Here is a 26,797-nt window from a genome sequence, read left to right as displayed (position 1 = left end):
CCTCACCGCATGCCCGGGCCTGGCCGCCCTCAGCCTGAGACCTGACCCAAGGAGGAGGACCGTGAGCGTCGAGCATGAGAAGCAACGTGCCGCCGAGGCTGCGGCCGAGCTAATAGAGGACGGCATGACCGTCGGCCTCGGCACCGGCTCGACCGTCGCCTACCTCCTGCCTGCGCTGGCCCGCCGCGGTCTGTCACTGCGGTGTGTCGCGACGTCGCCGCAGACCGAGAAAGCGGCCCTGATGCTCGATCTGCGGGTCGAACCGTTCGGCAGCATCGACCGCTTCGACATCACGATTGACGGCGCGGACCAAATAGCGCCGGACGGCTGGCTCGTCAAGGGCGGCGGCGCCGCGCACACCAGGGAGAAGATTGTCGCGGCGGCCGCCGTCCGCTTCGTCGTGATCGCCGACTCGAGCAAACGAGTGACCGCGCTGCACCCGCCGGTCCCACTCGAGCTGCTCGAGTTCGGGCTGGCCGCGACCATGCGCCTGCTCCACCCGGTCTCCCTGCGCGACGTGCCACGCAGCCCCGACGGCGGCGTCATCGCGGACTACCACGGTGCCGTCGACGACCCCGCGGGCTTGGCGGCGCTGCTCGGCGCCACCCCCGGCGTCGTCGAGCACGGCCTGTTCCCTCCGACGCTGGTCGCCGACGTATTCGTCGCCCGCGGCGACTCTGTCGAGCACCACAATCATGCCAAGTCCCGAGCCTGAGGGGATAGTTGGTGTGGACGGATTGCCCTTTGTCTCCTCTGCTCCGGCGCCCGGTCCTCCTCCGGCTTCTCTGCCACCAGTTCCCGCAACTGCTGATTCCCGGCCATCAAGCATGGGCCTACCGTGATGAGTGGGGGTGGGCGTGCGCTGTGCCGAATGAACGAGGGGGCCACGGGTGCCCTTTGGCGGTGGGCTGGAGTGGCCGAGGGCCCCTGATCCGGGCCTGCGGGCGGCGCGTCGTTCGGCGCGGGTGACACTGGTGGCCTGCACGGGGTTCTGCGCGGCGCGCTACGGCCTGGGAAACCACGTCGCGGCGGTCTACGCGCTGTTCGGTGATCGTCGTCTTACCGACGGCGGCTTTGGCGCCGGACTCCTCCCGTCCGCGAAGGTCGCGCTGGTTGCCCGGCAGGGGCCGGCCGACTACAACGACCCGCCGGGTATCGGCATCGATAACTGCGTTGGCCTGTGGTCATGCTTTTGGAGCGGGCGTCCGTGAGACGTGGTTGGTGCCCCTGGGTAGGAGGTCCCGCCCCGCGGCAGCGGCGGGACTTCGGGAGTGGGCAGCGGGGCGCCCTCGTAGCCGTGTACTTCGCCGGGGCGAGTCCTCTCCATCCAACCCTTCCGCCCCTCATCGATGTCCTGCCACGAACGCCCGATGAAGTTCCACCACGCGACGATCCCTCCACCGAATGCAACCCCGCCAGGGCTTCAGCCGCCGTCCCCTCCGACCCCCTTCACGACATCTGGCAGCCAGCCAGAATTTCGGGGATGCTCGGTTCTGCGGGCCGCAGCAGACTTCTCCACCACCAGGCCTGCATGGAATGGGGAACACCCCCGAGCCTGGGATCGAGACACGAAGTGCTTACTACACTCGCGCCGGAGCCCTCCGCGCCTCCGATGAACACTCCGTCGGACAGTGTCTCTACCGTCCGCCCCGAGGGCGGGCTTCGCCCGGCAGCCGGACAGTCGCAGGCGTTTCCGTTCGCATTCGCACAGATGATCACCGCATCCCCGGCACCGACACTTCCCGGAGCAGGCTTCTCGGGTCGATCCGTATGCATGCCGACCGTATCTGACACCCTGTCACCAAAGTCGGCACCGGGTCAGCATCAGCACCGCCGGAACCCGCTCCCGACCAGCACGAACCGCCAAGATCATTTGCTCGCCCAACGTGGTCTGACCTGCAAAAATAGAGGTCAGAGGCTCACCTGTTAGTCTCACCAGGAGGTACCCATGAAGATGCTCATCAACGTCTCGTAGTTTGGCGCGGCCGCAGGTCAGGACCATGCTAAGAGTTCATTGGTCAGCAAATTCCCAGCATGGGGCAGGAGACGCGCACGTTGGCAACCCAACTCATCCGTGGCATGGGCAGTTTCTTCAAACTCTGTGCCTGTTCCCGGCAGAGCCGGTGCCCCCACCCTTACACCATTCGCTACCGCGACGCGACAGGCCGTCAAGTTGAGGAGACGGGGTACTCGACGCAGCCGGACGCGGTCGAGCAGCTGGCCAAGATTTACACCGAGAAAAGAGATATCCCTCGCCAACAGGCGGACCTTAAACGCCAGATCGCAAAACAACGCTTCGGGGAGTACGCCTCCAGCTGGCTGGCCCGACAGCGGCACTATGCCCCAAGTAGCGTCCGCTCAGTCACCCAGGTACTCAACAGCCAAGTCCTTCCGACACTCGAATCCCGACGGATGAACTCATTCACGTCGACTGTCGTCGAGGACTTCATCATGTCGATGGAGGAACGTTCCGTCGGCTTGGCTGCGCAGCAGAATGCCTTCGACACCCTCAAAAAGATCCTTCTCGACGCTCGACGTCGGGGCGGCATCACCGACGATCCCTTCGACGGGGTCATCCCGCCCGAGTACATTCCCCGGAAGATCACCATCCCGACGCTGGACGAGATCCACCACCTCAAAGAGGTCAGTAGTGATGAGCTGCGCGTCATCATCGACCTGATGTCCGGCTGCGGACACCGGAACGGGGAGGCCTATGCCGCCAACTTGGAACGCATGGTCGCAGATGACGTGTATCGCATCACCGAGCAGATCGACGGCACGACGCGCCAACGGGCCCGTCTCAAGCACCGCAAGCCAGGGGAGTTCCGCGAGACCCCCATGCCGTCGACCGTCCGAGAGTCCCTGCTGCGGTATGAGAAGGGCCACGGTGCCGATCCGAACGGATACCTCCTTCGGACCCAGCGATCCCCGTACTGGGCACACACAACGCTCGAATACCAGTGGAGCGCCGCGAAGAAGAGAGCGGGCATCACCAGGAAGTTCACCACCTACTCGCTCCGTCATTTCTTCGCGTCCAACTGCCTGTCCAGGGGGATACCCGTCACGGATGTCGCAGAGTGGATGGGTCACAAGAACATCAACATGACCTTCAAGATCTATCGTCACCTCATGCCGGCGTCGATCGGACGCGCTGCCAAGCTCCTCAACGAGGGTCTGTAGCAAAAGAGGGGCCCGGGGAATCCCGGGCCCCTCTTCAGGAGACCTTCTGCTGCCTTGCCCAATGGTCCAGGTCAGCTACCTTGAACCTGAGTTTTCCACCAAAGTAGTACCGGGGCAGCCCATAACGGCCGGATTCTCGATACATCCAGCGCCGACTCAAGCCAAGGTATGCTGCCGCTTCATCAACTTTCAGATACTGATGACCGCGCCTCTCCCCCAGAGAATCACGGGCCGCCTTCCGGCCACTCATGCCGGGATCCCCTCTACAGTGGCATATGAGACATCCTGTTCTCCCTGGGAAGCGCCTGCGATCTTACGGCGCTCTCGTCGGAACAGCTTCTTCACGTGAGCCTCGGACACCTTGAGAACTTCGGCCACTCGGAGAGTTGCCGTCCCGGACCTGGACGCCAGGCGGACGAACTCCTGCCGCTCGGCTCCAGTGAGATGCACGTCCCTTCCCGAGAGTGCGGCCATGACACGGACAGAATCACAGCGGCGCTCAAAGCCGAGCCGGGCGCCCTTGCGCTCAGCCGCCGTCATGCCGCCTCGGATTCCGTTCGTATCCCCGCAATCGAGAGCGGTTTCAAGGCATGCCATCCTGACCTGACAGGACGAGCAGATCCTTTTCGCCAAGGCGACGCGTTGATCATCCGCCGCCGTCGTCGGGAAGAAAAGATCGGGATCCCTCGCTACCGCAGCGGCCACGGCGCATGCCGCCCTCTCCTGCCAAGTTTGGTCCCCCCTGATCCGGGGCCCGATGCGCCCTTCGTACATACCCGTTGCTTCCTGTTCAGAGGCGTGTGCTCAGCCTGGGATCCGCAAGCGGTTCACCAGACGTACGTACAAAGCATCCAGACAAGTGCCGGTTTCCCTAACCGCGTATTGTCGGCTATGTTGCGACGCTCGTCCCGCAGGAGCGGGCCACTGCTGCCCCCACTCGCCGATAACGTGGCCGAAGCCACAGAAGGGTGGACATGACGCCTACATGCGAAACAGAGGCCTCGGCCCTCGCCGACTATCGCGCCATGGTGAAGACGCTGATGGCTGCCAACAGCCGGCTCGGCTCGGAGGGCAACAACCTCAACCAGTTCACCTGGCACCTCAACAAGGACGGCGCCTGGCCCCGGTCCGACACCGCCCACCGACTCCTGGCCCGCGTCGAAGCGGCCGTTGAAGCCATCGACTCCGCCATCGCCCAAGTGGTAGAGGGGCGGTGAGCCAGTGATACCGAAGATCATCCTTGGCAAAGGTCCGCGTGCCACGCGCCGCCTGATCGGCTGCCTCTACGGACAGGGCACAGCCAACGAGCACGTCGACCCGCATCTGGTGGCGTCGTGCAACGACTTCGCCCCCGACCCCGGCCGCAGCCGCACCGCGACCCGAAAGAGGTCGAAGACCAGCTCGCCGCTCAGCTCGATCAGCCCTGAAGATGCTGGGCAATCGGGCACCGAAGTTCACCGTGTGGCACTGCCCCGTCCGCGCCGCCCCCGAGGACCCGATCCTGACCGATGACCAGTGGGCCGACATCGCCCACCGGATCGTGGCCGCCGCCGGCATCGCCCCCGACGGAGACCCGGAAGCCTGCCGTTGGGTGGCCGTACGCCACGCGGACGACCACATCCACATCGCCGCCACCCTCGTCCGTCAGGACGGCCGCCGCCCCAAGCGCGACTACGACATCCGCGCCGTGCAGCGCAAGCCGGGCGACGGCACGGCCGCCAAGCACCCAACCAGCAAGGAGCACTTCAAGGCCAAGCGCCTGGGCCAGGACGCCACGTCCCGCGAGATCCTGCGCCTGCGCGTCCGCCGAGCGATGGCCGCGGCCTCCGTCGAGGCCGAGTTCTTCGCTCTGCTGGAAGCGACCGGCGTGAAGGTACGACCGAAGTCCGAGCCGTCCGGCGACGTAACCGGCTACAGCGTCTCCCTGCCCGGCGACGTCGACAAGCAGAAAGAACCGATCTGGTACGCCGACTCCACCCTCGCTAGCGACCTCTCCCTCTCCAAGATCCACCAACGCCTCGCCACCACCGCTCCTGAGCCGGTTGCCGTCCGTCCGGGCAAACCCGGGCACCAGGGCACCGCCGCCACCGAAACGTCCCCCATCACCTCACCCACAGCAACGACCAAGTGGCCCAAGGACAGTTGGCCGCGCTTGTCGGAGCACTCGGCCTGCTCCCGCTCACTGCCCCGCCCGAAGCGCGGGCCGAACTCGAACGGGCCGCCGTCACCTTCGAGCGTGCCACCCGCTCCCGCTTCGCCGCCGACCACGCCAGCGCCCGCGCCCTGCGCCGCAGCGTCCAGGTGATCTGGAACGACCCCACACGACACGGGGACGACGCTGGCCTGGCAATGCTGCTGGACGCCACGCTCACCGCAGTCGCCTACGCCATGCACTGGCACCGCACCCGCCAGCACGCACAACAGGAGGCAACGGCCGAACAGGCCCTGGTCCACCTGCAGGCCGCTTACGCTCAGATCGCCGATCCGGTCCTGGTCGGTCTCGCCAGCAGGAAACCCAGTCCGCGGACCAAGCGCCGCTACGCCCACCACCTCAAGCAGATAGTCCCCGAGCACGCCGAACACCCTGAGCGGCCCCGCCTGGGACGCCCTCGCCACCGTGCTCGCCGAGGCTGAAACCGCCGGCCACACTGCGGCCACGGTGCTCGACCTGGCCCTCAGCCAGCGCACCCTGGACGATGCCCGCAGTCCTGCCCGAGCCCTGACCTGGCGCATCCGCCGCCTCGGCGAACGCCACGCCCCAAGCCCGAGAGCGCAGGCAGCCAACTCTCGGCAGGCCGCAGAGCGCCGCACCACTCCGCCTTCATCACAGGAGTCTCGGGCTCGGCGACGCTGATCACGACCGCGCCCGACCACCACCGTCCGACCTGGGCGCCGGAGGTTTGCGGTGCTTGCCGGTGCCGGAGCCGAGTGGCTTCGGCACCGGCCCAGGGGTTGAGGTCGGGGGCTCGCTGGCCTCTGGGTAGAGGACGGCCTTGGCCTCGGCCAGGTTGGCGGCGAAGCCGTGCGGCTCCCACGCGTGTCCGTTCCATCGCTCGATGGCGCGGGGCGCATCCGAATGGAGATGCGATGCCCTCGGGCCGTCACCGGAGACAACAGGCACGGCGCGCAGGCGGCCGATCTTCGCGTCACGGCGTTCCGCCCAGTCCTTCAGCGGTTCGTCGTCCATCCTGGCGTTCCCTCGCGTCGGCGGTGGTTGTCTCAGGAGGGTAGCGGCCACTGCCGGCCGTTCGGGTTCCCCAGCCAGACCAGCTGTGCGTCGCGGGAGACCGTCAGACCGAAGGCGGCGGTGTTCGGTGAGCCGTACTCCTCCCAGGTGGCCACCGCCGACTCGACCGCGTCCCAGAGGCGGCGCGGGCCGCCCTGACGGACCTGCCAGCCGCTGTCCACGGGAACGAGGACAGCGAAGGAATCGGTCACGCTGTCCAGCACAAACGTGCTGACTGGGCCGCCGTCGACCGCCATGGAGAAGCAGCGGACGTCCGGCGCTGCAAGCTGCGCCATGAAGGCCGGCCCGGAGCTCGTGAGAACGCCTGGCCCGTACGTTGCTTTCCGCTCCGTTCCATCATCGGGCCGAGGGAGCATTCCGAGGCTCTCCGGCGCGTCCTGCTGGCGGGCGATCATGAAGCTCGGCTCGTCCTCGCTGAACCAGCCGCTCGCGCTGTCGCCCGTGACGATGAGCTTGACCAGGCCGAGGGAGCGCATCCAGCCGCGCAGGGTGGTGAGGATGACGCCGCCGGGCAGTACCTGCTCCAGCCAGGCGGGAGGGATGTTGCGGAAGCCGCAGGTGGCGATCAGCCGGTCGTACGGGGCTCCGTCAAGGTGGCCGGCGCGGCCGTCCCCCACAAAGAGGTGAGGAGTGTAGCCGGATCTGGCGAGAGCCTCGCGGGCGCGCCGTGCCACGCCCTCGTCCGTCTCGATCGAGGTCACCGACTCGCTGCCGAGCCGGTGGCACATCAGTGCCGTCGAGTAGCCGGTACCCGTCCCGATCTCCAGGACATGCATGCCCTCGTGCACGTCCAGGTCTTCGAGCATCCGTACCACGAGGCTCGGCAGCGTGGACGACGAGGTGGGGGTGGCGTTGCTGACCGGCTGGGGGTCGCTCCAGTCGATGTCCTGGCTGTCGAACTGGGTCACCCATGTCTCGTCGGTGTAGACGAGCCGAAGCCATTCCTCCTGGCCAACGGTCTCCGGGGTGACGGGCTCCCAGGTGGTGACGCCGGGGACGTCGCTCTCCCGGTAGAAGCGTGGGATGAAGGCGTGGCGGGGCACGGCCTCCACCGCGGCGCGCCACTCACGTGACCGTAGTCGGCCGTCCTTCTCCAGCCGGTCTGCGAGCTGCCGCCGGAGGTCCGCTGCGGCCGTCTCGATTTCGGGCTCAGTGGGCACGAAGCCCTCCCTCCAGGAGATCGGCGAGTGCGGCGGTCATGGGCAAACCGGTCGGCGGCTCCATCCATGCCCACTGCCCGGAAGGGTTGCACTCGATGAAGATCCACTCCCCGGAATCGGTCAGGGCGAAGTCGAACGCCCCGAAGACAAGCCGGAAGTGATCTAGATAGGCACGCATGGCCCGCTCCACCACGGGTGGCGTGACCAGGGGCGTGTACGTGTGAGTGCCGTAATCCATGCGCCAGTCAAGGAGACCGGATTCGATCCGTACCGCGAAGATCTGCTCTCCGATGACCGTGACCCGGACGTCCGCGACCTTGTCCACGCGCCTCTGGAACAGGTGCGTGGTGCCGGCCACTGACTCGTCGATCTCGTCGGCGGTCACCTCGGTTACGGGAACCGTCTGTGCCTTGCCGTCGACCAAGTAGAGCGGCACCGAGATGGGTTTGAAGATGGCAGGGCCGTGCTGCTTGAGAAACGCCCGCGCGTCGTCGGGCACGTTGGTGATCAGCGTGGGCGGCAGGGTGAAGCCGGCCGCCGCCGCGGCGGCGAGTCCGGCCGGTTTGTACTCGGCATCGCCGATCCGGTTCGGGTGGTTCACGTATAGGCAGCCGGGCAGCGAGGTGAGGACTCCGCCCAGCCCGTAGCGGGCCTGGGCGATGGCAAACCGCTCGTCCTGCCTGCCGAGGTGCGGGAAGGCGAACCCGGAGGGGCGCCGGAAGTACATCGACCGCACCGCGCCCAGCTCGGCACGCCTGCTCGGGGTCTGCACGCTTCCCCGCCATCTGTCGGTGTCGCCGATGGAGGCGGAGCACGACAGAGTGGCGGGGAAGTCACCGGAGTCGAACCGCACGACCGGGACGCCCCGGTCGTGCAGCTCGGTGATCACGAAGTCCGCGGTCGGGTCATCGAGGTTCGTGACGACCAGGACCGGACGATCGTCGTTCGTCACCGAAGTCACTGGTCGGTGTCGTTCCCCGTGTCGCTGTCCGGGGAGTCGCTGTTGCGGTCGCCCTGGCCCGTGGTGCCGGTCGACGGGTTGGTGCCGGAGGACGTGCCGTGCCCGGGGGCCATGGTCGGCACCCCGGCGGCATCGAAGTACTGGGCGGTCTGAGTAGCCGGGTCCAGCTGCACCCTCACGTAGTCGGGGACCGCGACGGACGGGTACGGGGCGATGCAGCGCAGGCCCCAAGGCGCGATGGTCAAGTGGCCCTGCGGCAGCGGGCTGCCGGTGGGAAAGCGATCCATGTGGTTGAACACGGTCTTCCTTTCGCTGCGGAAAGTGCCTGGGTTTCGACTGCGTTGCCTGCCCGCTCGGTACCTCGGACACCGAGTTGCCGGGCGGGAGTTGTGGGGCGCCGGTCGTGCTTCGAACGGGGTCAGACGGGCGCGAGAACTTGCCGACGTAGCCCCTCAAGCACACGCACCAGGAGGGCTACCTCCGGCTCCCTGGACTCGACTGCGACTCGGCCCTCCTCGTACCAGCGCCGGAGGCCCCGTTGCCACGCGATCTCCGCCCGGATGGCCTCGGCGCGGATTGCGTCGAGCGTCAGGGAGGACTCCAAGTGCAGCCGTACAAGGTCCGCAGGCGTCATGCGCAAGGGCTCGGCGAATATGGCGGCATCGAGATCGCTCATCGAGCCGAGGGGATCGAGAGTGAGTTCCACGCATGCCTCGGGACTGGGGTCGTTCACCAGCTCCTCGGCCTGCATCAGCCGTAAGGACACGCGGGGCCTCAGCACGGGGCCGGCACTTTCAGCTCGGCCCACACGACCTTGCCCCAGCGCTTCCGGTCGTAGCCCCACCTCCAACTGAGGGCATCGACCAGGAGCAGGCCGCGTCCCTCTTCGGAGTCCTCATCTGGGCTACCCGTCTCCGGCGTATCCCGGCAGGTGTCGGCGACGCCGATACGGACCACGTTCTCTGCCGGACACGTGACCAGGACACGGACACTGCGGCAAGGAGTGTGGTCGATGGCGTTGTTGACGAGCTCGGCCACGACCTGCACCCCGACCTCAGCCAACTCGCCTATGCCCCAGGTGTTCAGGGCGGCGGAGACGAGCAGACGGGCCCGGCGGGCGGATTCCGGCTTGCACGGCATCGTCTCGGTGTAGCCGGGGGTGCCGGTAGCAGTAGGTCTGGCTGCGGTCATGGTCACAGGAACATCCCTCCGGGGTGGACGCCCGCCCCCGCGATGGGGTGGCGCCGGGGCGGGCTCTCCTCCATGCCGTCGAGGGAAGGGGAGAGTCAGGACCTCGACGGCCTGATACCGAGTCAACGCCCTGTGGCCCAAGAGGAACAGGAAAGGTCGTGCTCCCAGCGGCCGCTCCGAACCGGAAGACTTTGCGTTCCCGTGACCTGCGGTCTGGTTCGGTCGGTGACCGCGGGTCTACGGTCGGCGGCATGGGAGCGAACGCCATCCTCAAGAGCCGGATGGAGGAACTCGGGCTCACACAGGACGAATTGGCTGATCGGATGAACGCTGCCCTGGTAGAAATCACCGGCAGGCTCGGCGATGTCTCGGCCCGCACGGTCCGCAACCTGCTCAACGGAACCTCCCGTCGTCCCATCGGACGTACATGCGCAGCTCTGGAGCGGGTGTTCGGGTGCCCCGTCGGGGAATTAGGGTTTAGCGCACCACGCACGATGCACCACCCGCAGGAGGACCCTGTGCGGCGTCGCACCTTCATCGCTTCGGCCACCGGCACCGCAGCCGCCGCGGCTCCGCTCGTGGCCCAGCGCCGCGCGGTCGGCATGTCGGATGTGGCCCGCGCCGCCGCCGGGATGAACGACCTCGTCGAAGCCGACGACCGTCAGGGCGGGCATGTGAAGTTGGAGAAGGCAGCCATCAAGGGCCGCAACAGCGTTCTGGAGTTGCAGCAACGCAACGCCGGCGAACGCGTCCGCCGAGCCCTGTACGCACTGGCCGCCGAGTACTCCACCATCGCGGCCTGGTCCTGCATCGACGCCCGCAACCTCGAGCAGGCACAGCGGCACCTGAACGAATCCGCCACGTACGCCGGCCTCTCCCAGGACGGCCCGACCGAAATGCGGGTGTGGGTCAACCTCTCGATGCTCGCCTATCAGCGCCAGAACTGGCCGGAAGCGCTCGCGGCGGCGCAGGCCGCACAAGCCTCCTCGGCCGCTCGTCGTGACCCGTTCTTCGACTCGCTGGGGCGAGTCCGTGCCGCCCTCGCCTACTCGGCTCTCGGTAACGGCCGCATCGCTGTGCGATCTCTGGGATCCGCCCAGGACGCCTTCACCAGGACGCCGGAACGCGAGCGGCCGCGCTGGACGGCCTTCTACGGCCAGGCCGAACTCGATCACCTCGCTGCCGTTGTCCACTACAACAGCGGACATCACGCCCACGCCGAGGCCATGGCGTACCGTGCTCTGGCCAAGATCCCGACAGCATTTCGGCGCAACAGGGCACTCGCCACTGCCCAGCTCGCCCTCGCGCAACTCCATCAGGGCGACGCAGAACAGGCCACGGTGACCGCCGCCGACGTCTTCACGATGATGGGCGGCGATCCCCTGCCGGGTCGTATGCGTACGCTCATCGGCGACTTCCACCGGGGCCTGTTCGTCCTGGCTCCTTCCGCCTCCTACGCACGAGACTGGGCTGACCGCATGCGAACCGAATGGAGTCGAGCGTGACCGACATGCGTCACTTCCAGCACGGAAATCTCCCCGAGGGCTTCCGGCAGATGCTCGTCGACGTACACGCCGACGCCTACGCCGACCAGATGGACGACCCCTTCCACCAGCGCTTCGCGTGGTTCGTCGACCACTGGTCGGGCATGGACGGCTTCTCCTGCGTAGTGGCGTACGACGGAGACGAGCCGGTCGGCTTCGCCTACGGCGCCCCGCTCGTCCCCGGCCGGGAATGGTGGCGCTCCACCGGCTACGAGCCGAACAACGGATACTCCTCGACCTACGCCGTGTCCGAGGTCATGGTGCGTCCGCACTGGCGCAAGCGAGGCATCTCCGAACGGCTCCACGAGGCGCTGTTGAAAGAGCGCACGGAAGACCTCGCCGTGCTCCTGGTCGACGTGACCCACCCCAAGGTGCAGGAACTCTACGGGTCGTGGGGGTATGCCAAGGTCGGCGAGCAGCAACCGTTCGCCGACTCACCGGTGTACGCGGTCATGGTCAAGGGCCTTCGAAGCTGAGCAGAGTACTCGCTTGATCATGCTGTCGTTGTTCGTCAGCTGGTGACGAGGCGGCTGGTGAATCCGGCAAGCAAGAGACGTTCGTAAGCGTCGTAAACGTCCCCCGGTACGTCCTGCTCGACCGCGAAGCCGAACTTCGGGTATTCGGTCTCCCGCGATTGGACCAGGGCCCGTCCGGTCGGCGGGGAGGAACACCGGACAGGCCCTGGTGGATTCGGGACGCGAAGGGGCATAGGAGGACGTCGGCGGGGATGGTCCCGTCGACGCACGTCAGTCCCGGTGCAGCAGGACTGTGGTGTCTGGCGGCAGCGTCCCGTCCTTGCTCAGCGGTCCTGAGGCGAGGAGGGGGCTGCAAGCGTCGGGGAGCGGGACCGGCTGGTCGGTGAGGTTGAGCGCGCACAGCAGGCCGTTGCCGCGTTCGAAGAGGAGCGTGTCGGGCGGGCTGTCCAGCCAGCGGAACTCTTCGCCCCGCAGGCCGGGGTGGGTGCGGCGCAGGCGTAGGGCGGAGCGGTAGAGCTGGAGCATGGAGGTGCGGTCGGCCTGGTTGGCTTCGGCGGTGTAGGACTTCCAGTCCGCGGGCTGGGGCAGCCAGGGGGTGGCGGACACGGACGTGCTGAAGCCCGTCTGGCGCGTACCGCCTGAGAATCTGGCGATCGTGATCGGTGAGTCCGTCGAACTCCACCTCCACAGAGATACGGCCGTCCTTGGCCGCCTAGTGGATGTCGTCGTCACTGAGAGCGACACGCACCACTGCCCGTACAGCCCCGGTCTCTAACCCACATCGCCGTCGTACCGCCCGGATCGCTCGCCCGCCCGACCTGCACAGTCAGAGACGGGACCGGGTCGGCGAACGCCTACAAGTACGGCGACAGCAACCCGGTCAACGACTACGACCTCGACGGTGGGAGCTGGTGGTCTGATCAGGGCACGGCCGTCCGCCCCGACGGGCGTATGTAGCGGGTCGGACCGCCCGGCGGTGTGAGACGGCAAAGTGACGCTCCACCGGGCAGACCTCAGCCGGATGTGGTTGCGGATGGCGCCTCCGCCGATACAGCCGCCTGTACGTATCCAATCCCGGCACTCGTGATCCATTCGGCGGCCCCGCCATCTAGCTTCCACGGAGCCTTCAGCAAGGTAGCGCGCAAGACGCCACGGTCGTGTACGGCGGGCGGTTCGGCGCCGAGCTTCTTTCGCCATGCGCCGTCGGGACCCCAGTGGGTGTCGGTCGGACTGTCCAGGACGGAGACGAAGCGCTCGACGCGGTCGGGCCATGTGGGGTGCAGCCACCACTGGGCGCAGGCGAGAGCGCCGTGACAGGCAGTACGGAGGAGACCGAACCTGACTCCTCTGTCCTCCATCTGCCCGACGAATGCTCCAAGGCTCCGGTCCGCGTGGTCCTCGTACTCGTTGAGGTCTTCCTTAGTGCGTGCCAGTTCTCCAAGCGTCATGCCGACAGGGAGCTTGCGCCCGGGGTTGGTCAGCCACCGGAAAAGACGACCGGCGAGTACGTCAGCGTCTTCCCCGTCAACTTCCTCCAGTGCAGCGCTGCTCGCCGAGGTGATCCCGAACTCGGTAGTCCACCCGGTCAGGCGGCGACGTATGCCGTCCGTGGTGTAAGTGTTGATCCGCATCATGTCGCCGTCCGACAACCGTCCCTCGGCATGCCAGTTCTCGACGCAACTGTTCCGCCAGGCACTGTTGGTGATGCCGAGCGCGAGGACGTCCAGCAACACGTTCAGGTCGTCGGGCTCCACATGGGCCTGAGAGCGGAGTGTCTCTTCAAAGACCTCCTCGGTCATCCGCTCCTGGGCTTCTTGGATCATGCGTAGCACTTCCGGGGAAACGCCGTCCTCGTCGCTCATCTCAGGAATCCTCCCACTCATCTCGGGTCGTTCGGTTGAGCCTATGTGTGCGCGCAGACAGCACAGGGCCCGCAAACAGCTCCGCCGCTCAAACACACTGGATGCGTGTGCGATGCGCGTGCGGACGGAGCGGTATCCGCTGTCAGGGGCAGGGTCGATGCATCGGGCCGGGTGGCTGCCCTGCACGAACAGCCCCACCCGGCACGGGCAATCGCTCCCGATCACAGAATCGATCCCATTCCTAAAGCGGGTGTCGCAGGCTCGAATCCTGCCGGAGGCAGGGAAACACCTGTTTCAGCGGCCCTTCCGTTCAACCAGCGGAGGGGTCTCTGCGCTTCCAGAACCCGTGCAGCGCGCGGAGAAATAGGCGCTGCCGCAGGCCGGTGGGTATACGCAACCTTGAGGCCCTCTCGACGTTTGGTGACATGGCGCTTACCGTGTGTCGAATTGGATACCGGGAGTGTGCTGGCCTCGGGGGGCGGGATGCGGCGCAGGGACGGGCTTCGGCGGATCATCAGCGAGTTCGGTGCAACGTGCAAGCAGGCACTGCTGCATGGGCAGAAGGAAGCCGCGATCCGTCGCGCCGTAGAGACCCTTCTCGTGGACGCGGCGAACGTGTTGGGGCTGCAAGCCATTCTGCACGCCGAGGTCGCAATCGCCGCGCACCGCATCCGTCCCGACTTGGCTGTGCGGATCGGGAAGTTACCGCGCAACATCGTCGGCTACGTCGAGCTGAAGAGCCCGGACAAGAGCGTGATCCATCCTGGCGGGCTGAATCAGCGCGACCGCCGTCAGTGGGAGGGCATGTCGAAGCTCCCGAACTTGATCTATACCAACGGCCAGACGTGGATCATGTACCGCTCGGGCCGACAACGCGGCGAAACCATCCACCTAGAAGGCGATCTACACACCGCGGGCTCGCGCTTGCGGCTGCCGACTGCTGGCGAGGCCGCCTTCGAAGCGATGCTGACCGCCTTCTTCAGCTGGCAGCCGCAGCCACTGACGTCGATGCGGGAGGTGGTCGCCCAGGTGGCGCCTCTGTGCACCCTCCTGCGTGATGCCGTCCACGACCGCCTCGACGCCGAAGCTGGCCTCCCGCGCCACCAGCGCCCCTTCACCGATCTTGCCTCCACCCTTGAAGTCGACCTCTTTCCCACCACCGACGACCGCGACAAACGCGCGGCTTTCGCCGACCGCTACGCCCAGTCTGTAACCTTCGCTCTCCTGCTCGCCAGCTCTGACACCTCTGACGGCAACACCAGCTCATTGGCCGGTTTGAGCCTCCACGAGATAGGCCGGCGCCTGGGGGCGGAGCACTCCGTCATGGGCCGTGCCCTGCAGATCCTCACCGACCAAGTCGAGGGAGAATTTCGCGACAGCCTCGACATGCTCGTCCGCGTCATCGACGCCATCGACTGGAGAAGCGCTCTAGCCGACGACCCCAGCTTTCACATCCATCTCTACGAGCACTTCCTGCAGGAGTACGACGCCGACCTGCGCAAGGACTCCGGTACCTACTACACCCCGGCCCCGCTGATGACGGAGATGATCCGCCTTGTCGATGAGGTGCTGGCCACCACACTGGATTGCCCGGACGGTTTCGCCGATCCTGGTGTGTCCATCATCGACCCGGCAATGGGTACCGGCACCTTCCTCACCGGCATCATCGACCTGGTTGCCCGCAAGCGGACCGAGGGCGGAAACGACGGCTTCCGCGCCGAATCAGTACAAGAACTCGCTGGCCGACTGATCGGGTTCGAAAAGCAGATGGGTGCCTTCGCCGTCGCTCAGATGCGCGTCGGGCAGATGCTGCGCCAACTCAACGCACGGGTCCGTCTGCGTGACATGCGACTACACCTGGCCGACACCCTCGCCGACCCCTGGCGGCCCAGCGAACTCTTCGATCGATATGGCGCCTTGTGGGGCCCCTTGCGTGATGACGCCGAGGCTGCCAGCACCATCCAGCGCAACGAACGCATCACCGTCGTCATTGGCAACCCTCCCCACCGCGAACAGGCAGAAGGCCAAGGTGGGTGGATAGAGAAGGGTTCGCCGGGCCGCGGTGCCCCGCCTCTGGATGCCTTCCGGCTACGCGGTGCGGCAGGCGTGTACGAGAACAAGCTGAAGAGCCTATGCACCTACTTCTGGCGCTGGGCCACCCACAAAGTCTTCGACCAGCACGACGACCACCGCCATGGCGTTGTCTGCTTCGTCAGCACCGGCGGATTCATCCGAGGCGCGGGCTTCCAGGGCATGCGCTCCTACCTGCGGCGCACCTGCACCGAGGGCTGGGTCATCGACCTCACACCCGAGACCAAAAGGCCGCCGGTCAACAGCCGCTTCTTCCCCGGAGTCCAGCAGGAGTTGGCCATCGCCATCTTCGTTCGCCGACAAGGCGAGCGACAAGACGTGCTGGCCCCCATCCACTACGCGGCCGTTCATGGCACCCGCCAGAACAAAGAAGTGCAACTGCACAACTTGCACATCAGTGGTCCCAGCTGGCGCACGTCACGACCTGCCGAGCCCGCCCCCTTCACACCCGCCTCCCAGAGTGGATGGGACACCTTCCCCGCCCTCACCGACCTCATGCCCTGGCACAAACCCGGCATCAAGCCCAACCGGAACTGGGTTATCAGCCCCTCGAAAACCCTCCTGCGACGGCGCTGGAACCGCCTCATCCAAGAACGCGACCCCGCCACGAAGCAGGCGCTGTTCAAGGAGACCGGCGACCGCACCCTCGACAAGGAGGCCCTCCAGATTCCCGGCCACCCTCACCCGCCGACCCTCTTCCGCGACGAGCAGAACCCCTGTCCTGCTCCGATACGCATCGCCCGCAGAGCCTTGGATCGCCAGTGGCTCATACCCGACGGACGCGTCATCGACCGCTCCCGTCCAGAGCTGTGGCAAGCCTCCATCGACGGCCAGCTCTTTGCCGTTGAACAGCACACACAACGCCTGAAGACCGGACCGGCTCTGCTCTTCACTGCACTCATTCCCGACAATGACTACTTCAAAGGAAATGGCGGTCGTGTCCTGCCGCTCCTCCACGCCGACCACACCCCCAACGTCGCTCCAGGACTGTTGCACCACCTCGCCAACTCCTATGGCCTCCAAGAGGTCCTCCCTGAAGACCTGTTGGCTTACATTGCCGCCGTCACCGCACACCCCTTCTTCACCGAACGCTATGCGGACGACCTCAACTCCCCCGGCGTACGAATCCCCTTGACCGCCGCTAGCGGCCTCTGGCACGAGGGCACCAGTCTGGGACACCACATCCTGTGGGCTTCCACCTTCGGCACACGCTGCATCAACCCCAGCGACGGCCGGCCAGCAGGCACATCGAACTGGTGGCGACGCCTGCACCCCGAAATCACATACGCACGAGAAGTCGCGCCTGGCACGCTCCCTTCCACGATCACCTATGACCCCGAAAACGAGCACCTGCTCATCGAGGGAGGTGTCTTCACCGGCGTAACGCCGCGCATGCGCAACTACACCACCGGCGGGCGCAACGTGCTCGACAGCTGGCTCGGCTACCGCAGCAACCACGCCACCGGCAAAGTCACCAGCGAACTGGACCGCGAGCATCCCGAGCACTGGGAACCCGACTGGAGCCAGGAGCTTGTCGAAATCCTCGCCGTACTCAGCCACCTCACCTCCCTAGAAGCTAAGCAGGCGGAGTTACTCAACCGCATCGTCGCAACCCCCCTGATCGACGTCGCTGAACTCACCCGACGCCGCATCCTGCCGGTACCCGAGCATTCCAAGCACGCTCACACCGCCCTGGGCAGCGCCTTCTTGCCTGGCCTGGAATCAGTCGATGGCCAACCACCTGGACCCGTCGACCCCCTAACGCCTCCGAACGACTCGCCAGGTGCCGCCCCGCCCGGGCGACACTCACCTGTACGCGCCGTCCCACGCGTGGGACGGCGCCGCGACCGGTCCTGATCAGGACAGGCAGTGGCCAGTTCATAGTTCGCGGTGCCACCTCACCTGTCAACGGTCATTGAGATGCCCAGGTGGGTGATCGTTGGGTGTCCAGGGTGGTGGCCATCAGAAATCCATGCCTGTGGCCAGTAGTGTTCCTGGGTGGGGGTCAGTGCAGGGGGATCACGCCCTTGCCTGCGAGGGCCTCGGCGAGTCGGTGCGAGTCACCGGTCGTGGTGACGAGGTGGGCATGGTGCATCAGGCGGTCGGTGCTGGCTCCGGCCAGGGTCTTGGGCATGATCGTGTCGAAGCCTGAGGGGTGAATGTTGCTGGTCACCGCTATCGAGCGGCGTTCGTAGGCGGCGTCAATAATCCGGTAGAACGCCTCGGCGGCGTCCTCGCCGACGGGTAGCAGGCCGATGTCAGGGACGCAGCCGCCGGGCCGGGGGCGACGAGCAGCCGGAGACGCTCGGCGTCGGGTCCGCGTCCAGTCCGGGTTCAGCTCCCCGACCAGCGGGTGGCGGACCCGCATCCGGCCGCGCGTGGTCTCCGCCACGTCATGACGCGCCCACAGGCCCGCGAACTCGTCGCTGCGGACGGCGAGTTCACCGACCAGCTCGACGGCGCGCGGATGTCCCGGCTCGGCCGGGACCTGCACACCATCGGCGGGGCGGCCGAGTACGTCGTCGTCCCCGCGAACCGACACGCGCCCGCACCGGCGGGACTCTCCGCGGCCGACGCGGCCTCCCTGGTCGTCGCCGGTGCGACGGCGCTGATCGCGGTGCGGGACACCGTGCGCCTCGCGCCCGGAGAGAAGGTCCTGGTCCGCGGCGCGGCGGGCGCCGTCGGCACGGGCGCCGTCCAACTCGCCCACGCCCTGCGGGGGGCCACGTGACCGCACTGGCCCGCGCCCGTCACGCCCCCGCCCTCACGGACCTTGGCGCGGACGAGGTCCTCGACCACGGCTTACCACCTCGGACCGGATCAGCCGCCGCCCTGGCCGCGATCGCGGCATCCAGCACGTGGTCGCCGTATCCGAATGAAGTCCCACGAACGAAGCCCCGACGAAGGACGAACGAGACGTCGGCGGAAGAAGACCGGCCAAAGAAGACCGCACCCGGACCGTCATGGACGCCATGTTCGGCGTCCCGCGGGCCGGGTGCGGGCAGAGGGGCCGCGTGACCGGAGAAACCGAACAGGTCGCGGGTCGAGCCGTATGACCAAAGGTCAGGCCTTCTTGGTCTCCTAGTAATGGGCCGGGTCAGTGGCCTGCTGGGATCTTTCCCGTAGGTCACTGACCTGGCCTTTTATCGATTGCTAGCGATGGGGCACGACGGTCTTGATTGGGTGTCTTGCGGACTGTGGGCGGACTGCCGTGCCGTTCCGCTGCCCTGGAACGGCACCCACTCGGCCGTTCGGGCCAGAGGACACAACAATCCACTGGTCCACGGCAAGTGACCGCGAGCGCGCAGTCAGAGCAGATCGCGCTCCATCATGTCCTCTGCGTCCTCCCGGGTGATGAAGGAGCACGCTCCGGTGCTCAGGTCCACGGCCACGGGCAGGTTCCCGCCGAGTTGCATGTCCTCACGCCCGTGATCGAGGTACTCGACATGGTCGTAGGGAGCGATGAACCGTCCGCGGTCCGTGAAGCAGTACTCGGTGATGATCCTCACATTGGAGGACATTCCCCATGTACTGCTTTCCTCCGCCAGGAACTCTGCGGCCCTGCGCTCAGCTTCTTCCGGGTCGAGCATGTTAGTTGGTCCTCATCACGTAGTAGTAGCGGTACTTCTTGAACGCCGGATTGGCTTTGCCCGACTGGAAGTCGAGGAAGACCACCTTTCCATCGATGTTGACGACGTTGAAGTAGTGCCCGATGCCGGTACGCGGCCATGCTCCTACGATCGCCCGCGCTCCGGATCCCCAACGCAGCATGTCGCTCACGATGACGTTCAGTCCACCGACCTTCTGGAACGGGAGGCCCGTCATTGCCGACACCTCGGCACGCGTCAGCGGGCGGTCTGCCCCAGACACCCCGTTCGGGTTCCGGCCGGCCATCAGGTCGTCGCCCGCGGTCGCGCACAATCCGCAGTTCCTTCTGCCGCCCTCCGGGTTGATGCGGCTCATCGACGAGGGGGTCTCCGGCGTGTAATAGGGAAGGCCAAACCGCGTCGAGCTCGGTTCCCCGTAGTACCGCCCCCCGCCCGGCTCGACTGCGGCCCTGCGCCACCCCGTCAAACCGCCGATGCCGGTGGCGGCGAGCTGCTGGGCGAGTTCGTCCGCTGCGTCGGCGTAGAGGTCTGCGAGGGCGTCGCAGCCCTGTTGGCGGAGCATGTACTCGGCGCGGTAGAGCCGGTAGGCGGGGCGGACGGGCAGGTACTTGTCGAGGAAGGCCCCGGCGCCGCCGTTTGCTCCGGTGACGGCGTCCTGAGCGTCACTCAGGAACTCGAAGGGCGCTTTCAGGCCCTGCAGGAATCCGTCGCCAAAAATCTTCAGTCCTTCGCCGAGGCTGTCGACCTTTCCGTTGCCGTTGCTGTCGCCCGGCACAGGTGTCCGACCGCTCGGGTCGGTGTACCGCGTGGGTGCGTTGTTGGCGTAGGCGTATGCGGAGACGTAGGGGCTGTTGCGGTCTTGAGCCGCCGGGTCGGGGCGGTTGAAGCGGCCGGTGGTGGTGTTGTACTGGCGGGCGTGCAGGTCGAGGTTGCCGGTGGTGGTCTCGTAGCGCGCGCCCGTGTAGGAGGGGGTGCTGGCAGGTGCGCCGCTGGTGACGGTATTCAGGGTGCGGGTGCCGTACGGGTCGTAGGTCCATCGCTGGTAGAGGGTGCCGGTGCTGCCCGTGACGTCGACCGGGGAGCCTTGGGTGTCGTGGTGGTAGTAGAAGAGCGCGCCCGAGCCGGTCTCGGTGGCGGTGGGCTGGCCCAGGGGGTCATAGCGGTACGACTGTTTGATCGCCCCGGCGCTGTCGTACTCGGTGGCCAGCATCGGCAGTGGAGCGTTGGGGTCCCACTCGGTGCGGTTGGTGACCGTGCCGGCCTTGCTGGCGGTGAGCTGGTTGCCGCTGGCGTCGTGGGTGTAGGCGTAGCTGCTGCCGGAGGCGGTGGCGGCGGAGATCTGTCCGGTCAGGTCGTAGGTGTAGGTGTCGGCGCCCGCCTTGGTCTGGTTGCCCTCGCCGTCGTAGTCGTAGGCGGTGGTCGTGGTGCCGCTGGTGGTGGACTTCAGTTGGTCGGCGGCGTCGTAGGTGTAGCTGGTGCTGGTGGTGCCGAGAGTCGAGGTGAGCCGGTTGCCGACCTTGTCGTAGGTGTATGTGGTGGCCCGGGATGCGGGGCAGCCCACATCCGTGGGCTGTGGGGCGCAGCTGGAGGTGAGGCGGCCGGCGTCGTCGTAGGTCAGGTCCCAGCCGCCGCTTCCGACTCCGGCGCGTGAGACGTACATGCTGACTGGCAGGCCGCCGGGGGACAGCGCGAGGGAGGTGGTGGTGACGGCGGTGCCGGCCTTCGCGGAGGTGACTGCGGTCACCTGCCCGTTGCGGTCGTACTGGCGGGTTTCGGTCTCGGTGTTCGGCAGGGTGGTGCTCGTCAGGTGGCCTGCCGCGTCGTAGCCGTAGCTGGTGGTTTTGGAGTCGGCCACCATGGTCGCGGTGCGGCCGTCGCCGTCGTAGGTGTAGCTGATGGTGTTGCCGTCGGCGAGGGTGCGGGTCAGGGGCTGGCCCGCCGCGTCGTAGGTGTAGGAGAAGCCGCGGGTCTTTTTGATGTTGCCGACCGCGTCGTAGACGAAGTCCTCGGACAGGGAGCTGTTGGCGCGGGATGCCAGGCGGCCGTTCGCGTCGTAGCCGTAGGTGACGTCCGGGGTGGAATCCGAGTAGTCGGTCTTGGTGAGCAGGCCGCGGGCGTCGTAGGTGCGGGTCGTGGTGCCGCGGGGGGTGGTCGTTCCGGTCGGATTGCTGTCGGCGTCGTACGCGTACGAGGTCACCCGGTTGAGCGGATCCGTGACCGACGTCAGACGACGGGCCGCGTCATATGCGTAGTCGGTGGTGTGCTTGTTCGCGTCGGTGCGCTGCTTGACGTTGCCGACGGTGTCGTAGGTGTACGAGGTGGTGCCGCCGTCGAAAGCGTTCACCTTGGTCAGCTGGTCGAGGACGTCATAGCCGTAGGTGGTGACCCGGCCGTCGGCGTCGTTTATCCGGGTGACGTTCCCGTTCGGGTCGTCGTAGGTGTACGTGGTTGTGCCGAACGGGTCGATGACGGTGCTCTGCAGGCCGTCCGCGTTGTACTCGTAAGTGGTGGTGTAGTCGGCCTGGTTGGCCCCGGCGGCGTTGCCCCGGGGGTCGGTGGCCGAGAGCTGCCGACCGTCGGCGTCGTAGGTCCAGCTCTCCTTGTTACCCAGCGGGGAGGTGCGGCTGAGCTGGTTTCCGTCGGCGTCGTAGCCGTAGCTGGTGGTCTTGCCGAGTTGGTTGGTGGTGGTGCTGGGCCGGTTGTTCTTGTCGTAGACCGACGAGACGCTGTTGGTGAGAGGGTCGGTGACCTTCGTGACGTTGTCGTTCGCGTCGTACTCGTAGAGGGTCGACTTGTTCAGCGCGTCAATGACCTTGACGGGCCGGTTCACGGCGTCGTATTCGGTGCTGACGGACGCGCCGGTGGGGCCGGTTACCTTTGTGCGGTTGCCGGCGTCGTCGTAGGCGTAACTCGTCGTGTAGGCAGCTGCATTGGCGCCGGAGACGTTGCCGCGCGGCGGGACCGTGCTCAGCAGCCGGCCCGCCTTGTCGTAGGTGTGCGTCGTCGTGTTGCCGAGCGGGTCGGTCTCCGAGGTGACGTTGCCGTACGCGTCGAAGGCCCGGGTGACCGACTTGCCGGAGGCGTCCGTGGTCTTGGTGAGGTTGCCGGCGTCGTCGTACTCGTAGCGCGTGAAGTTGCCCGCCGGGTCCTTGATGGACGTCAGCTGTTCGGCACCGTTGTATGCGTAGCTGGTGGTGCGGCCCAGCGGGTCGGTGGCGGAGCTCAGCAAACCGCGCCCGTCGTAGGCGTACGTCGTGGTGTACGGGGCCGGGTCGGCGCCGGAGACGTTGCCGCGAGGGCTGGTCTTGGAGAGGATGCGGCCCGCGCCGTCATAGGTGAAGGTGGACTTCTCGCCCAGAGGGGTCGTCACCGCCGTCCGGTTACCGGCCGCGTCGTAGCCGTACGTCGTCTTGTTGCCGCGCGGTGTGGTGAGAGTCTGCAGAGCGCCCAGTGCGGTGTACGTGTACGTCGTCTTCCCGCCGAGGGGATCGGTGCTGGAGGTGAGCTGGCTGGCCGCGTTGTAGCCGTACGACGTCTTGTTGCCGCGGCCGTCGGTGTGGCTGAGGACGTTGCCCGCGGTGTCGTAGGTCCAGGTCTCGGAGTAGCCGAGCGACGACGGGGAACTACGCGAGAGCATGTTCCCGGCGCTGTCATACGTCATCGACGTGGTGTTGCCGAGAGGGTCGGTGATGTCGACCGGGTGCAGCTTCTGGTCGTAGTCGTAGGAGACGGTCTTGCCGTACGGGTCGATGCTCTCCAGCAGCACGTTGCCGGAGTAGACGTCGGTCCAGATGCCGCCGTCGGGGGCGGTGGTGTGCGACTCGCGGCTGCCGTCCCAGGTGAAGTTCGTTGTCTTGTTGTTCTGGTCGGTCTGTGACTTGATCCTGCCGTTCGTGTCATAGGCGTTGGAGACCTTGCCGCCGGCCGGATCGGTGTACGAGGACAGCCTCTTGTTCGCGTCGTAGGCGTAGGAGGAGGTCTTCCCCGCCGGGTCCGTGACCGAGGTCAGCAGGCTGTTGTCGTAGCCATACGACACCGAAGTCCCGTCCGGCAGGGCCACCTTGGTCAGCAGCCCGCCGGAGTCCACGGTGAAACTGGTGGTGCGCCCGGCGGCGTCCTTGACCGAGGCGAGCCTGCCCGATGCGTAGGTGAGGCTCAGCCCCTGACCGGCGGTGTCGACGACAGAGGTGAGCTGGCCGCCGCTGTTGAAGGTCCGCTTGGTATGGTCCTGAGTGGTGAGTGTGTAGTTGCTGCCGCTCTTGACCAGCTTCGTCGTCGAAGCCGCCGGTGCGGTGTACGTGCCGTCACTCGCCTGTGTGAAGACGAACTTCGCTCCGTCGTCCGCCTGATAGGTCACCTTGCCGGACGCGATCGCCAGATTCGAGTCGAAGGGCGTGGCCCAACCCCGCCCCAGCAGCCCGGTCGTGGATGAGTCCGAGCGATAACTGCGCTCCAGCGACAGCGGGATGCCGACGCTCACCAACTTCGCGTCCGTCAGCTGCTCGAAGAACACACCGGTCGCTGTGTTGACTGGGTCGGCACGGTGCGCCTGCGCATAGCAGGTGCAGATGCCCGCTTGGGCGCCGGGGATGTCCGGCGTGTAGAACGCCTCCACCAGTGGGGAGGTGGTCCCGCCCGGGCTAGAGCTCCCGTCGGCACTGTTCAAGAAGACCCAGGCGTAGTACTTCGTGCCGTCCTTAAGGATTCCGCCCAGCGCGCTGCCGGCCCACCAGAAGCACTGGTCGGTGGGATAGGTGTTGCTCGACCACCAGTCGTAGCACCAGGCCCCGGTGTCCGGGGTGTCGCCGCTGGGATCGTCCGTGGCCTTCTTGATCTCCTGTTGCACGACGGGGTTGCCCGCTTCGTCCAGGACGTACAGCCACATGCCGGTGTAGGACGATCCCCGCCTGGGCAACTTCACCTGTCCGCCGATCGACAGCCGGCCCGGGTACGCGGTGGCCCAGGACGACACCCACGTCGGGTTCTCGCCCGCTGGCGCGAGAGGTGCCGTGGTTCCTTCGGCGGCTGGGCCGCGCTCAGCCTTCGCGTCAGGACGACTGTGAGGTTTCCCGGACGGTTTCCTGGAAGATGGGTTGACATAGCCGCGCATGGGCGACAGCTCGTCCCGGGAGCGCTTGACCTGCATCCGCCGCTCCGCCAGCGTCATGGCTTTGGGCGGCTTCGGGAGGTCCGCCGCCGTCCGTACTTTGGTCGGGGCAGCTGCTGGCGGGGCGGTCGGGGAGGGCCGAAGCCGGTACGACGCCTGCAATGGCTATCAGAGCCAGGGTCAGGACCGCGATGAGTGATCTTCGTGCTCGTGTGTGCACTGTGCACCCCTTGTGTGGTTACCGTGAACGGACGTTCCGGTGATCCTTGATCAAGGGATGCGGTGCTTAACCCGCGCAGCCCGTATGTGACCGGAACTCGGGCGGGGGTGCGGCTTGTTCAACGGCAGAAATCCTGATCAAGCGGCGCGCTGTAGATATGGCGGCGGCCAGGATTGGCGCGAACATGACCTGGACTGTGCGGTTTTGAAGGTAAACCTGGCATGTATAACCTGTGAACGGCGAGGATTCGACCTGGCCCAGCACCTGTTAGGAACTGTCCGGCCGATCAAGAAACAGATCGATCCAGCTGGCTTACAGGGGTGCGATTGTGGACGCATGAGCGATCTCATGCCGCCACCCCCGCCTAGCCGTGAGGAGGTGGCTGCTCGATGGCAAGCACTGGCGCGGGTGAGGTGACCCGTGAGGCCGTCCATTCATGGGCAGCCTCACGGGTAGAAGGCGAGGAAGAACGCGGTTTCACTCCTTTGGTCTTCGGGGCCCTGCAGTATCTGCATGGTTTCGACCTGTGCCAGGATCCGAATCGTCCGGGAGTCGTCTGGCACGGCACATCGGCCGAGGGCAAATGGATTCATTCGCTCGACGACATCGCCAGTGGACTGGCCCGTTGGCAGGCGAGATGCGAACTCCACGACGCGGATCCGCTGGCCTGGCCACAGACGGAAGACGAACGAGGAAACCAAAGTGCTCAGCTCCATCAGCCACTCGGAAAGGGTGGCCCGCGAGTGGAAGATCAACGCCGAGGCGGCCCTCAACTCGACGCGCCTGAGGCGATAGCCCGAAGCAGCGGCGTCAGCTCCTCCGCCAAGGCGATTAGGACATGGTCGGCATACGCCGGTCCGATGATCTGGACGCCGGTCGGCAGCCCCTCCTCAGTCGCGGTCACCGGAATGACCAAGCTGGGCAGGCCAACGTGGCTGGTGAGATTGGTCCACCCGCAGGGCCCCGGCGAGTGCCTGGATGGTCCGGTTGATCATGTGATGCGGTAGAGGGTGAGGACGCCGGGGGCGGTCGGTGTGGGCTCGGCGTTCGGCGGCGGTGTTGACGTAGCCGGCGAGCTTGAGCGCGCTGCGGATCAGGTCGCGGAGGGCAGCGAGTACGGCGGGCGCGTTGTGGGTCCTGACTTGGGACTTGTCCTCGTTGAAGGTGACATCCCGGCACCAGTGGATGGTATTTTCCACGGTCCAGTGTCCGCGTGCCCAGGAGGCGATCTCGGCTGCGTTCGCTTCCTCGGCGGGCAGGTCGGTGATGGCGTAGACGGCTTCGCTGGACCATTCTTTCGCCCCGTAGAGACGGCGCCGGCGCTGGATGCGCAGGGACCTGGGACGCGTGCGGGAAGAGCAGGCCCTCGACGGTGACGACCTGCACGAGCCGCTGCTCGTGACGGCCGTGGCCCCGGGCGTCGTCGCGGTGGATCACGGGGATCTCCTTCCAGGGCAGGGCGTGGAGTTGACAGGCCTGGCCGCGCTGGTTGTTCTTGATGGTCAGCAGGTAGTGAGCGCCGCGTTCGCGCAGGTAGGTGGCGTGGTCGCGTTGGGCGTGGAGGGCATCGGCGGTCACGACCACCCCCGCGAGATCCGCGTCGTCGATCTGGTCGAGGAGAGGTGCGAACTCGGGGATTTCGTTGGTCTTCGCGCCGATCTCGCGGGAGGCGAGCGTGACACCGTCGCCGTGGCGGACGGCGGACAGGACGAAGACCTGGCTGCCGTCCGGTCGCTTCGCGCCGCGCAGGCATTTGCCGTCCACCGCGATCGCCCGCCGCCGCAGCCGTACCGGCTCGGCGCGGGCGGCCGCCCGGTGGGCCCGGCGCTGTTCGCGCTCGGTTCCGCCGTCGGGCGTCACCGGATCCGGCCGAGGGGGCTGCGTGGACAGCAGGGGGCGGAGGTAGCCGTAGCCGGCCGCGCTGATCTCACCGGGATCGAGCCGCCCCAGGACGCTGCGCAGGGTCTTTTCACTCGGGACTCGGTAGCGGCCCAGCAACGGGTGATAAGGCAGGCCGAAGGCGGCAAGCTCCTGCGGCGTCGCACGCCGGCACCACTCCGCCGCCGCGGTGATCGAGTCGTGGCCGGTGGGTGTCATCGCGCAGACCACCAGGGCCAGCAGCGAGGAGATCCGGTAACGCACCCCGCAAG

21 protein-coding genes and 7 pseudogenes are annotated in these 26,797 nt (G+C 66.7%); 8 read left to right on the top strand and 20 right to left on the bottom strand.

Annotated elements, in window-relative coordinates; genetic code table 11:
* The first annotated feature begins 61 nt into the window (after positions 1 to 61).
* Positions 62 to 715, top strand: a complete 654-nt coding sequence (rpiA, locus tag KVT44_RS50430) for a ribose 5-phosphate isomerase A (RefSeq protein ID WP_217575324.1) — start codon at positions 62 to 64, stop codon at positions 713 to 715.
* Positions 716 to 1,055: 340 nt separating this feature from the next.
* On the opposite strand, the pseudogene KVT44_RS50425 reads toward rpiA, so the two are convergent.
* Both KVT44_RS50425 and KVT44_RS59310 read right to left on the bottom strand, forming a co-directional pair.
* Positions 1,056 to 1,169, bottom strand: a pseudogene (locus tag KVT44_RS50425) (IS5/IS1182 family transposase); the annotation flags it as partial.
* A gap of 74 nt (positions 1,170 to 1,243) precedes the next feature.
* Positions 1,244 to 1,393: pseudogene (locus KVT44_RS59310) on the bottom strand (pirin family protein); the annotation flags it as partial.
* Positions 1,394 to 2,034: 641 nt separating this feature from the next.
* On the opposite strand from KVT44_RS59310, the gene KVT44_RS50420 reads away from it, so the two are divergent.
* Positions 2,035 to 3,180, top strand: coding sequence for a tyrosine-type recombinase/integrase (locus tag KVT44_RS50420; protein ID WP_254650995.1), 1,146 nt, complete (start codon positions 2,035 to 2,037; stop codon positions 3,178 to 3,180).
* A 34-nt stretch (positions 3,181 to 3,214) separates the two neighbouring features.
* Here KVT44_RS50420 and KVT44_RS61285 read toward each other — a convergent pair whose 3' ends face one another.
* A complete protein-coding gene (locus tag KVT44_RS61285) occupies positions 3,215 to 3,430 on the bottom strand; it encodes a helix-turn-helix domain-containing protein (RefSeq protein ID WP_217575322.1) in 216 nt (71 codons plus the stop codon).
* Positions 3,427 to 3,954 carry a WhiB family transcriptional regulator gene (locus KVT44_RS50410; RefSeq protein ID WP_254650994.1) on the bottom strand — a complete coding sequence of 176 codons (528 nt, stop codon included), beginning with the start codon at positions 3,952 to 3,954 and terminating at the stop codon, positions 3,427 to 3,429. The genes KVT44_RS61285 and KVT44_RS50410 overlap by 4 nt, the downstream gene beginning before the upstream one ends.
* A gap of 200 nt (positions 3,955 to 4,154) precedes the next feature.
* Here KVT44_RS50410 and KVT44_RS50405 point away from each other — a divergent pair, with 200 nt between their 5' ends.
* Both KVT44_RS50405 and KVT44_RS50400 read left to right on the top strand, forming a co-directional pair.
* Positions 4,155 to 4,397, top strand: coding sequence for a plasmid mobilization relaxosome protein MobC (locus KVT44_RS50405; protein WP_217575319.1), 243 nt, complete (start codon positions 4,155 to 4,157; stop codon positions 4,395 to 4,397).
* Positions 4,398 to 4,401: 4 nt separating this feature from the next.
* Positions 4,402 to 6,034 (top strand): annotated as a pseudogene (locus tag KVT44_RS50400) (mobilization protein).
* Here KVT44_RS50400 and KVT44_RS50395 read toward each other — a convergent pair.
* From KVT44_RS50395 to KVT44_RS50370, 6 genes are all read right to left on the bottom strand, one after another.
* On the bottom strand, positions 6,035 to 6,367 hold the full coding sequence (locus KVT44_RS50395; protein WP_217575317.1) for a DUF6087 family protein: 333 nt from the start codon (positions 6,365 to 6,367) through the stop codon (positions 6,035 to 6,037).
* Positions 6,368 to 6,399: 32 nt separating this feature from the next.
* Positions 6,400 to 7,587 (bottom strand): ATP-grasp peptide maturase system methyltransferase, encoded by a 1,188-nt coding sequence (gene tgmC, locus KVT44_RS50390; RefSeq protein WP_217575315.1) that lies wholly within the window; start codon positions 7,585 to 7,587, stop codon positions 6,400 to 6,402.
* Complete coding sequence (gene tgmB, locus KVT44_RS50385) at positions 7,577 to 8,539, bottom strand: ATP-grasp ribosomal peptide maturase (RefSeq protein ID WP_217575313.1); 963 nt, start codon at positions 8,537 to 8,539, stop codon at positions 7,577 to 7,579. Before tgmB ends, tgmC begins: the two co-directional genes overlap by 11 nt.
* A gap of 5 nt (positions 8,540 to 8,544) precedes the next feature.
* On the bottom strand, positions 8,545 to 8,847 hold the full coding sequence (gene tgmA, locus KVT44_RS50380) for a putative ATP-grasp-modified RiPP (RefSeq protein WP_217575311.1): 303 nt from the start codon (positions 8,845 to 8,847) through the stop codon (positions 8,545 to 8,547).
* 119 nt (positions 8,848 to 8,966) lie between these two features.
* Entirely contained in the window at positions 8,967 to 9,299 is a 333-nt protein-coding gene (locus tag KVT44_RS50375; protein WP_254650992.1) for a hypothetical protein, read from the bottom strand.
* 23 nt (positions 9,300 to 9,322) lie between these two features.
* On the bottom strand, positions 9,323 to 9,739 hold the full coding sequence (locus KVT44_RS50370; protein ID WP_217575307.1) for an ATP-binding protein: 417 nt from the start codon (positions 9,737 to 9,739) through the stop codon (positions 9,323 to 9,325).
* A gap of 251 nt (positions 9,740 to 9,990) precedes the next feature.
* On the opposite strand from KVT44_RS50370, the gene KVT44_RS50365 reads away from it, so the two are divergent.
* A complete protein-coding gene (locus tag KVT44_RS50365) occupies positions 9,991 to 11,244 on the top strand; it encodes a helix-turn-helix transcriptional regulator (protein WP_217575305.1) in 1,254 nt (417 codons plus the stop codon).
* Entirely contained in the window at positions 11,229 to 11,759 is a 531-nt protein-coding gene (locus KVT44_RS50360; RefSeq protein ID WP_217575303.1) for a GNAT family N-acetyltransferase, read from the top strand. Before KVT44_RS50365 ends, KVT44_RS50360 begins: the two co-directional genes overlap by 16 nt.
* Positions 11,760 to 11,794: 35 nt before the next feature.
* Here KVT44_RS50360 and KVT44_RS59305 read toward each other — a convergent pair.
* The 3 genes and pseudogenes from KVT44_RS59305 to KVT44_RS50350 form a co-directional block, all read right to left on the bottom strand.
* Positions 11,795 to 11,905 (bottom strand): annotated as a pseudogene (locus tag KVT44_RS59305) (YdcF family protein); the annotation flags it as partial.
* Between the two features lie 124 nt (positions 11,906 to 12,029).
* Positions 12,030 to 12,365, bottom strand: coding sequence for a DUF3459 domain-containing protein (locus KVT44_RS50355; RefSeq protein WP_308314364.1), 336 nt, complete (start codon positions 12,363 to 12,365; stop codon positions 12,030 to 12,032).
* Between the two features lie 407 nt (positions 12,366 to 12,772).
* On the bottom strand, positions 12,773 to 13,621 hold the full coding sequence (locus KVT44_RS50350; RefSeq protein WP_217575301.1) for a hypothetical protein: 849 nt from the start codon (positions 13,619 to 13,621) through the stop codon (positions 12,773 to 12,775).
* 447 nt (positions 13,622 to 14,068) lie between these two features.
* On the opposite strand from KVT44_RS50350, the gene KVT44_RS50345 reads away from it, so the two are divergent.
* Complete coding sequence (locus KVT44_RS50345) at positions 14,069 to 17,569, top strand: type ISP restriction/modification enzyme (protein ID WP_217575299.1); 3,501 nt, start codon at positions 14,069 to 14,071, stop codon at positions 17,567 to 17,569.
* Between the two features lie 148 nt (positions 17,570 to 17,717).
* On the opposite strand, the pseudogene KVT44_RS50340 reads toward KVT44_RS50345, so the two are convergent.
* Together KVT44_RS50340 and KVT44_RS59300 are read right to left on the bottom strand one after the other, a co-directional pair.
* Positions 17,718 to 17,972 (bottom strand): annotated as a pseudogene (locus KVT44_RS50340) (ATP-binding protein); the annotation flags it as partial.
* Positions 17,973 to 18,035: 63 nt separating this feature from the next.
* Positions 18,036 to 18,203: pseudogene (locus KVT44_RS59300) on the bottom strand (XRE family transcriptional regulator); the annotation flags it as partial.
* Here KVT44_RS59300 and KVT44_RS59295 point away from each other — a divergent pair.
* Positions 18,180 to 18,443 (top strand): hypothetical protein, encoded by a 264-nt coding sequence (locus KVT44_RS59295; RefSeq protein ID WP_254650991.1) that lies wholly within the window; start codon positions 18,180 to 18,182, stop codon positions 18,441 to 18,443. The pseudogene KVT44_RS59300 and the gene KVT44_RS59295 overlap by 24 nt on opposite strands.
* Before the next feature lie 577 nt (positions 18,444 to 19,020).
* On the opposite strand, the gene KVT44_RS50325 is transcribed toward KVT44_RS59295, so the two are convergent.
* From KVT44_RS50325 to KVT44_RS50305, 5 genes and pseudogenes are all read right to left on the bottom strand, one after another.
* Positions 19,021 to 19,302 (bottom strand): hypothetical protein, encoded by a 282-nt coding sequence (locus KVT44_RS50325; RefSeq protein WP_217575297.1) that lies wholly within the window; start codon positions 19,300 to 19,302, stop codon positions 19,021 to 19,023.
* A 1-nt stretch (position 19,303) separates the two neighbouring features.
* A complete protein-coding gene (locus KVT44_RS50320) occupies positions 19,304 to 24,487 on the bottom strand; it encodes a DUF6531 domain-containing protein (RefSeq protein WP_217575295.1) in 5,184 nt (1,727 codons plus the stop codon).
* A 606-nt stretch (positions 24,488 to 25,093) separates the two neighbouring features.
* Entirely contained in the window at positions 25,094 to 25,363 is a 270-nt protein-coding gene (locus KVT44_RS50315) for a hypothetical protein (RefSeq protein ID WP_217575293.1), read from the bottom strand.
* Positions 25,364 to 25,416: 53 nt separating this feature from the next.
* Entirely contained in the window at positions 25,417 to 25,551 is a 135-nt protein-coding gene (locus KVT44_RS50310; protein WP_308314367.1) for a hypothetical protein, read from the bottom strand.
* 87 nt (positions 25,552 to 25,638) lie between these two features.
* A pseudogene (locus KVT44_RS50305) lies at positions 25,639 to 26,797 on the bottom strand (ISAs1 family transposase); the annotation flags it as partial.

Source organism: Streptomyces sp. GbtcB7 (genome assembly GCF_019091445.1).
Lineage (GTDB): Bacteria > Actinomycetota > Actinomycetes > Streptomycetales > Streptomycetaceae > Streptomyces > Streptomyces mirabilis.
This window is presented reverse-complemented; position numbering and strand designations above follow the sequence as displayed.

Excerpts from the sequence above, each read along its gene's own strand:
- KVT44_RS50320 (WP_217575295.1), bottom strand. The coding sequence starts at position 24,487 with ATGACGCTGGCGGAGCGGCGGATGCAGGTCAAGCGCTCCCGGGACGAG.
- KVT44_RS50360 (WP_217575303.1), top strand. The coding sequence starts at position 11,229 with ATGGAGTCGAGCGTGACCGACATGCGTCACTTCCAGCACGGAAATCTC.
- KVT44_RS50375 (WP_254650992.1), bottom strand. The coding sequence starts at position 9,299 with ATGCAGGCCGAGGAGCTGGTGAACGACCCCAGTCCCGAGGCATGCGTG.
- KVT44_RS50325 (WP_217575297.1), bottom strand. The coding sequence starts at position 19,302 with ATGCTCGACCCGGAAGAAGCTGAGCGCAGGGCCGCAGAGTTCCTGGCG.
- KVT44_RS50370 (WP_217575307.1), bottom strand. The coding sequence starts at position 9,739 with ATGACCGCAGCCAGACCTACTGCTACCGGCACCCCCGGCTACACCGAG.
- KVT44_RS50420 (WP_254650995.1), top strand. The coding sequence starts at position 2,035 with ATGGGGCAGGAGACGCGCACGTTGGCAACCCAACTCATCCGTGGCATG.
- KVT44_RS59295 (WP_254650991.1), top strand. The coding sequence starts at position 18,180 with ATGTCCCGGCTCGGCCGGGACCTGCACACCATCGGCGGGGCGGCCGAG.
- KVT44_RS50410 (WP_254650994.1), bottom strand. The coding sequence starts at position 3,954 with ATGTACGAAGGGCGCATCGGGCCCCGGATCAGGGGGGACCAAACTTGG.
- KVT44_RS61285 (WP_217575322.1), bottom strand. The coding sequence starts at position 3,430 with ATGAGTGGCCGGAAGGCGGCCCGTGATTCTCTGGGGGAGAGGCGCGGT.
- KVT44_RS50315 (WP_217575293.1), bottom strand. The coding sequence starts at position 25,363 with ATGGAGCTGAGCACTTTGGTTTCCTCGTTCGTCTTCCGTCTGTGGCCA.
- KVT44_RS50405 (WP_217575319.1), top strand. The coding sequence starts at position 4,155 with ATGACGCCTACATGCGAAACAGAGGCCTCGGCCCTCGCCGACTATCGC.
- KVT44_RS50395 (WP_217575317.1), bottom strand. The coding sequence starts at position 6,367 with ATGGACGACGAACCGCTGAAGGACTGGGCGGAACGCCGTGACGCGAAG.
- KVT44_RS50350 (WP_217575301.1), bottom strand. The coding sequence starts at position 13,621 with ATGAGCGACGAGGACGGCGTTTCCCCGGAAGTGCTACGCATGATCCAA.
- KVT44_RS50365 (WP_217575305.1), top strand. The coding sequence starts at position 9,991 with ATGGGAGCGAACGCCATCCTCAAGAGCCGGATGGAGGAACTCGGGCTC.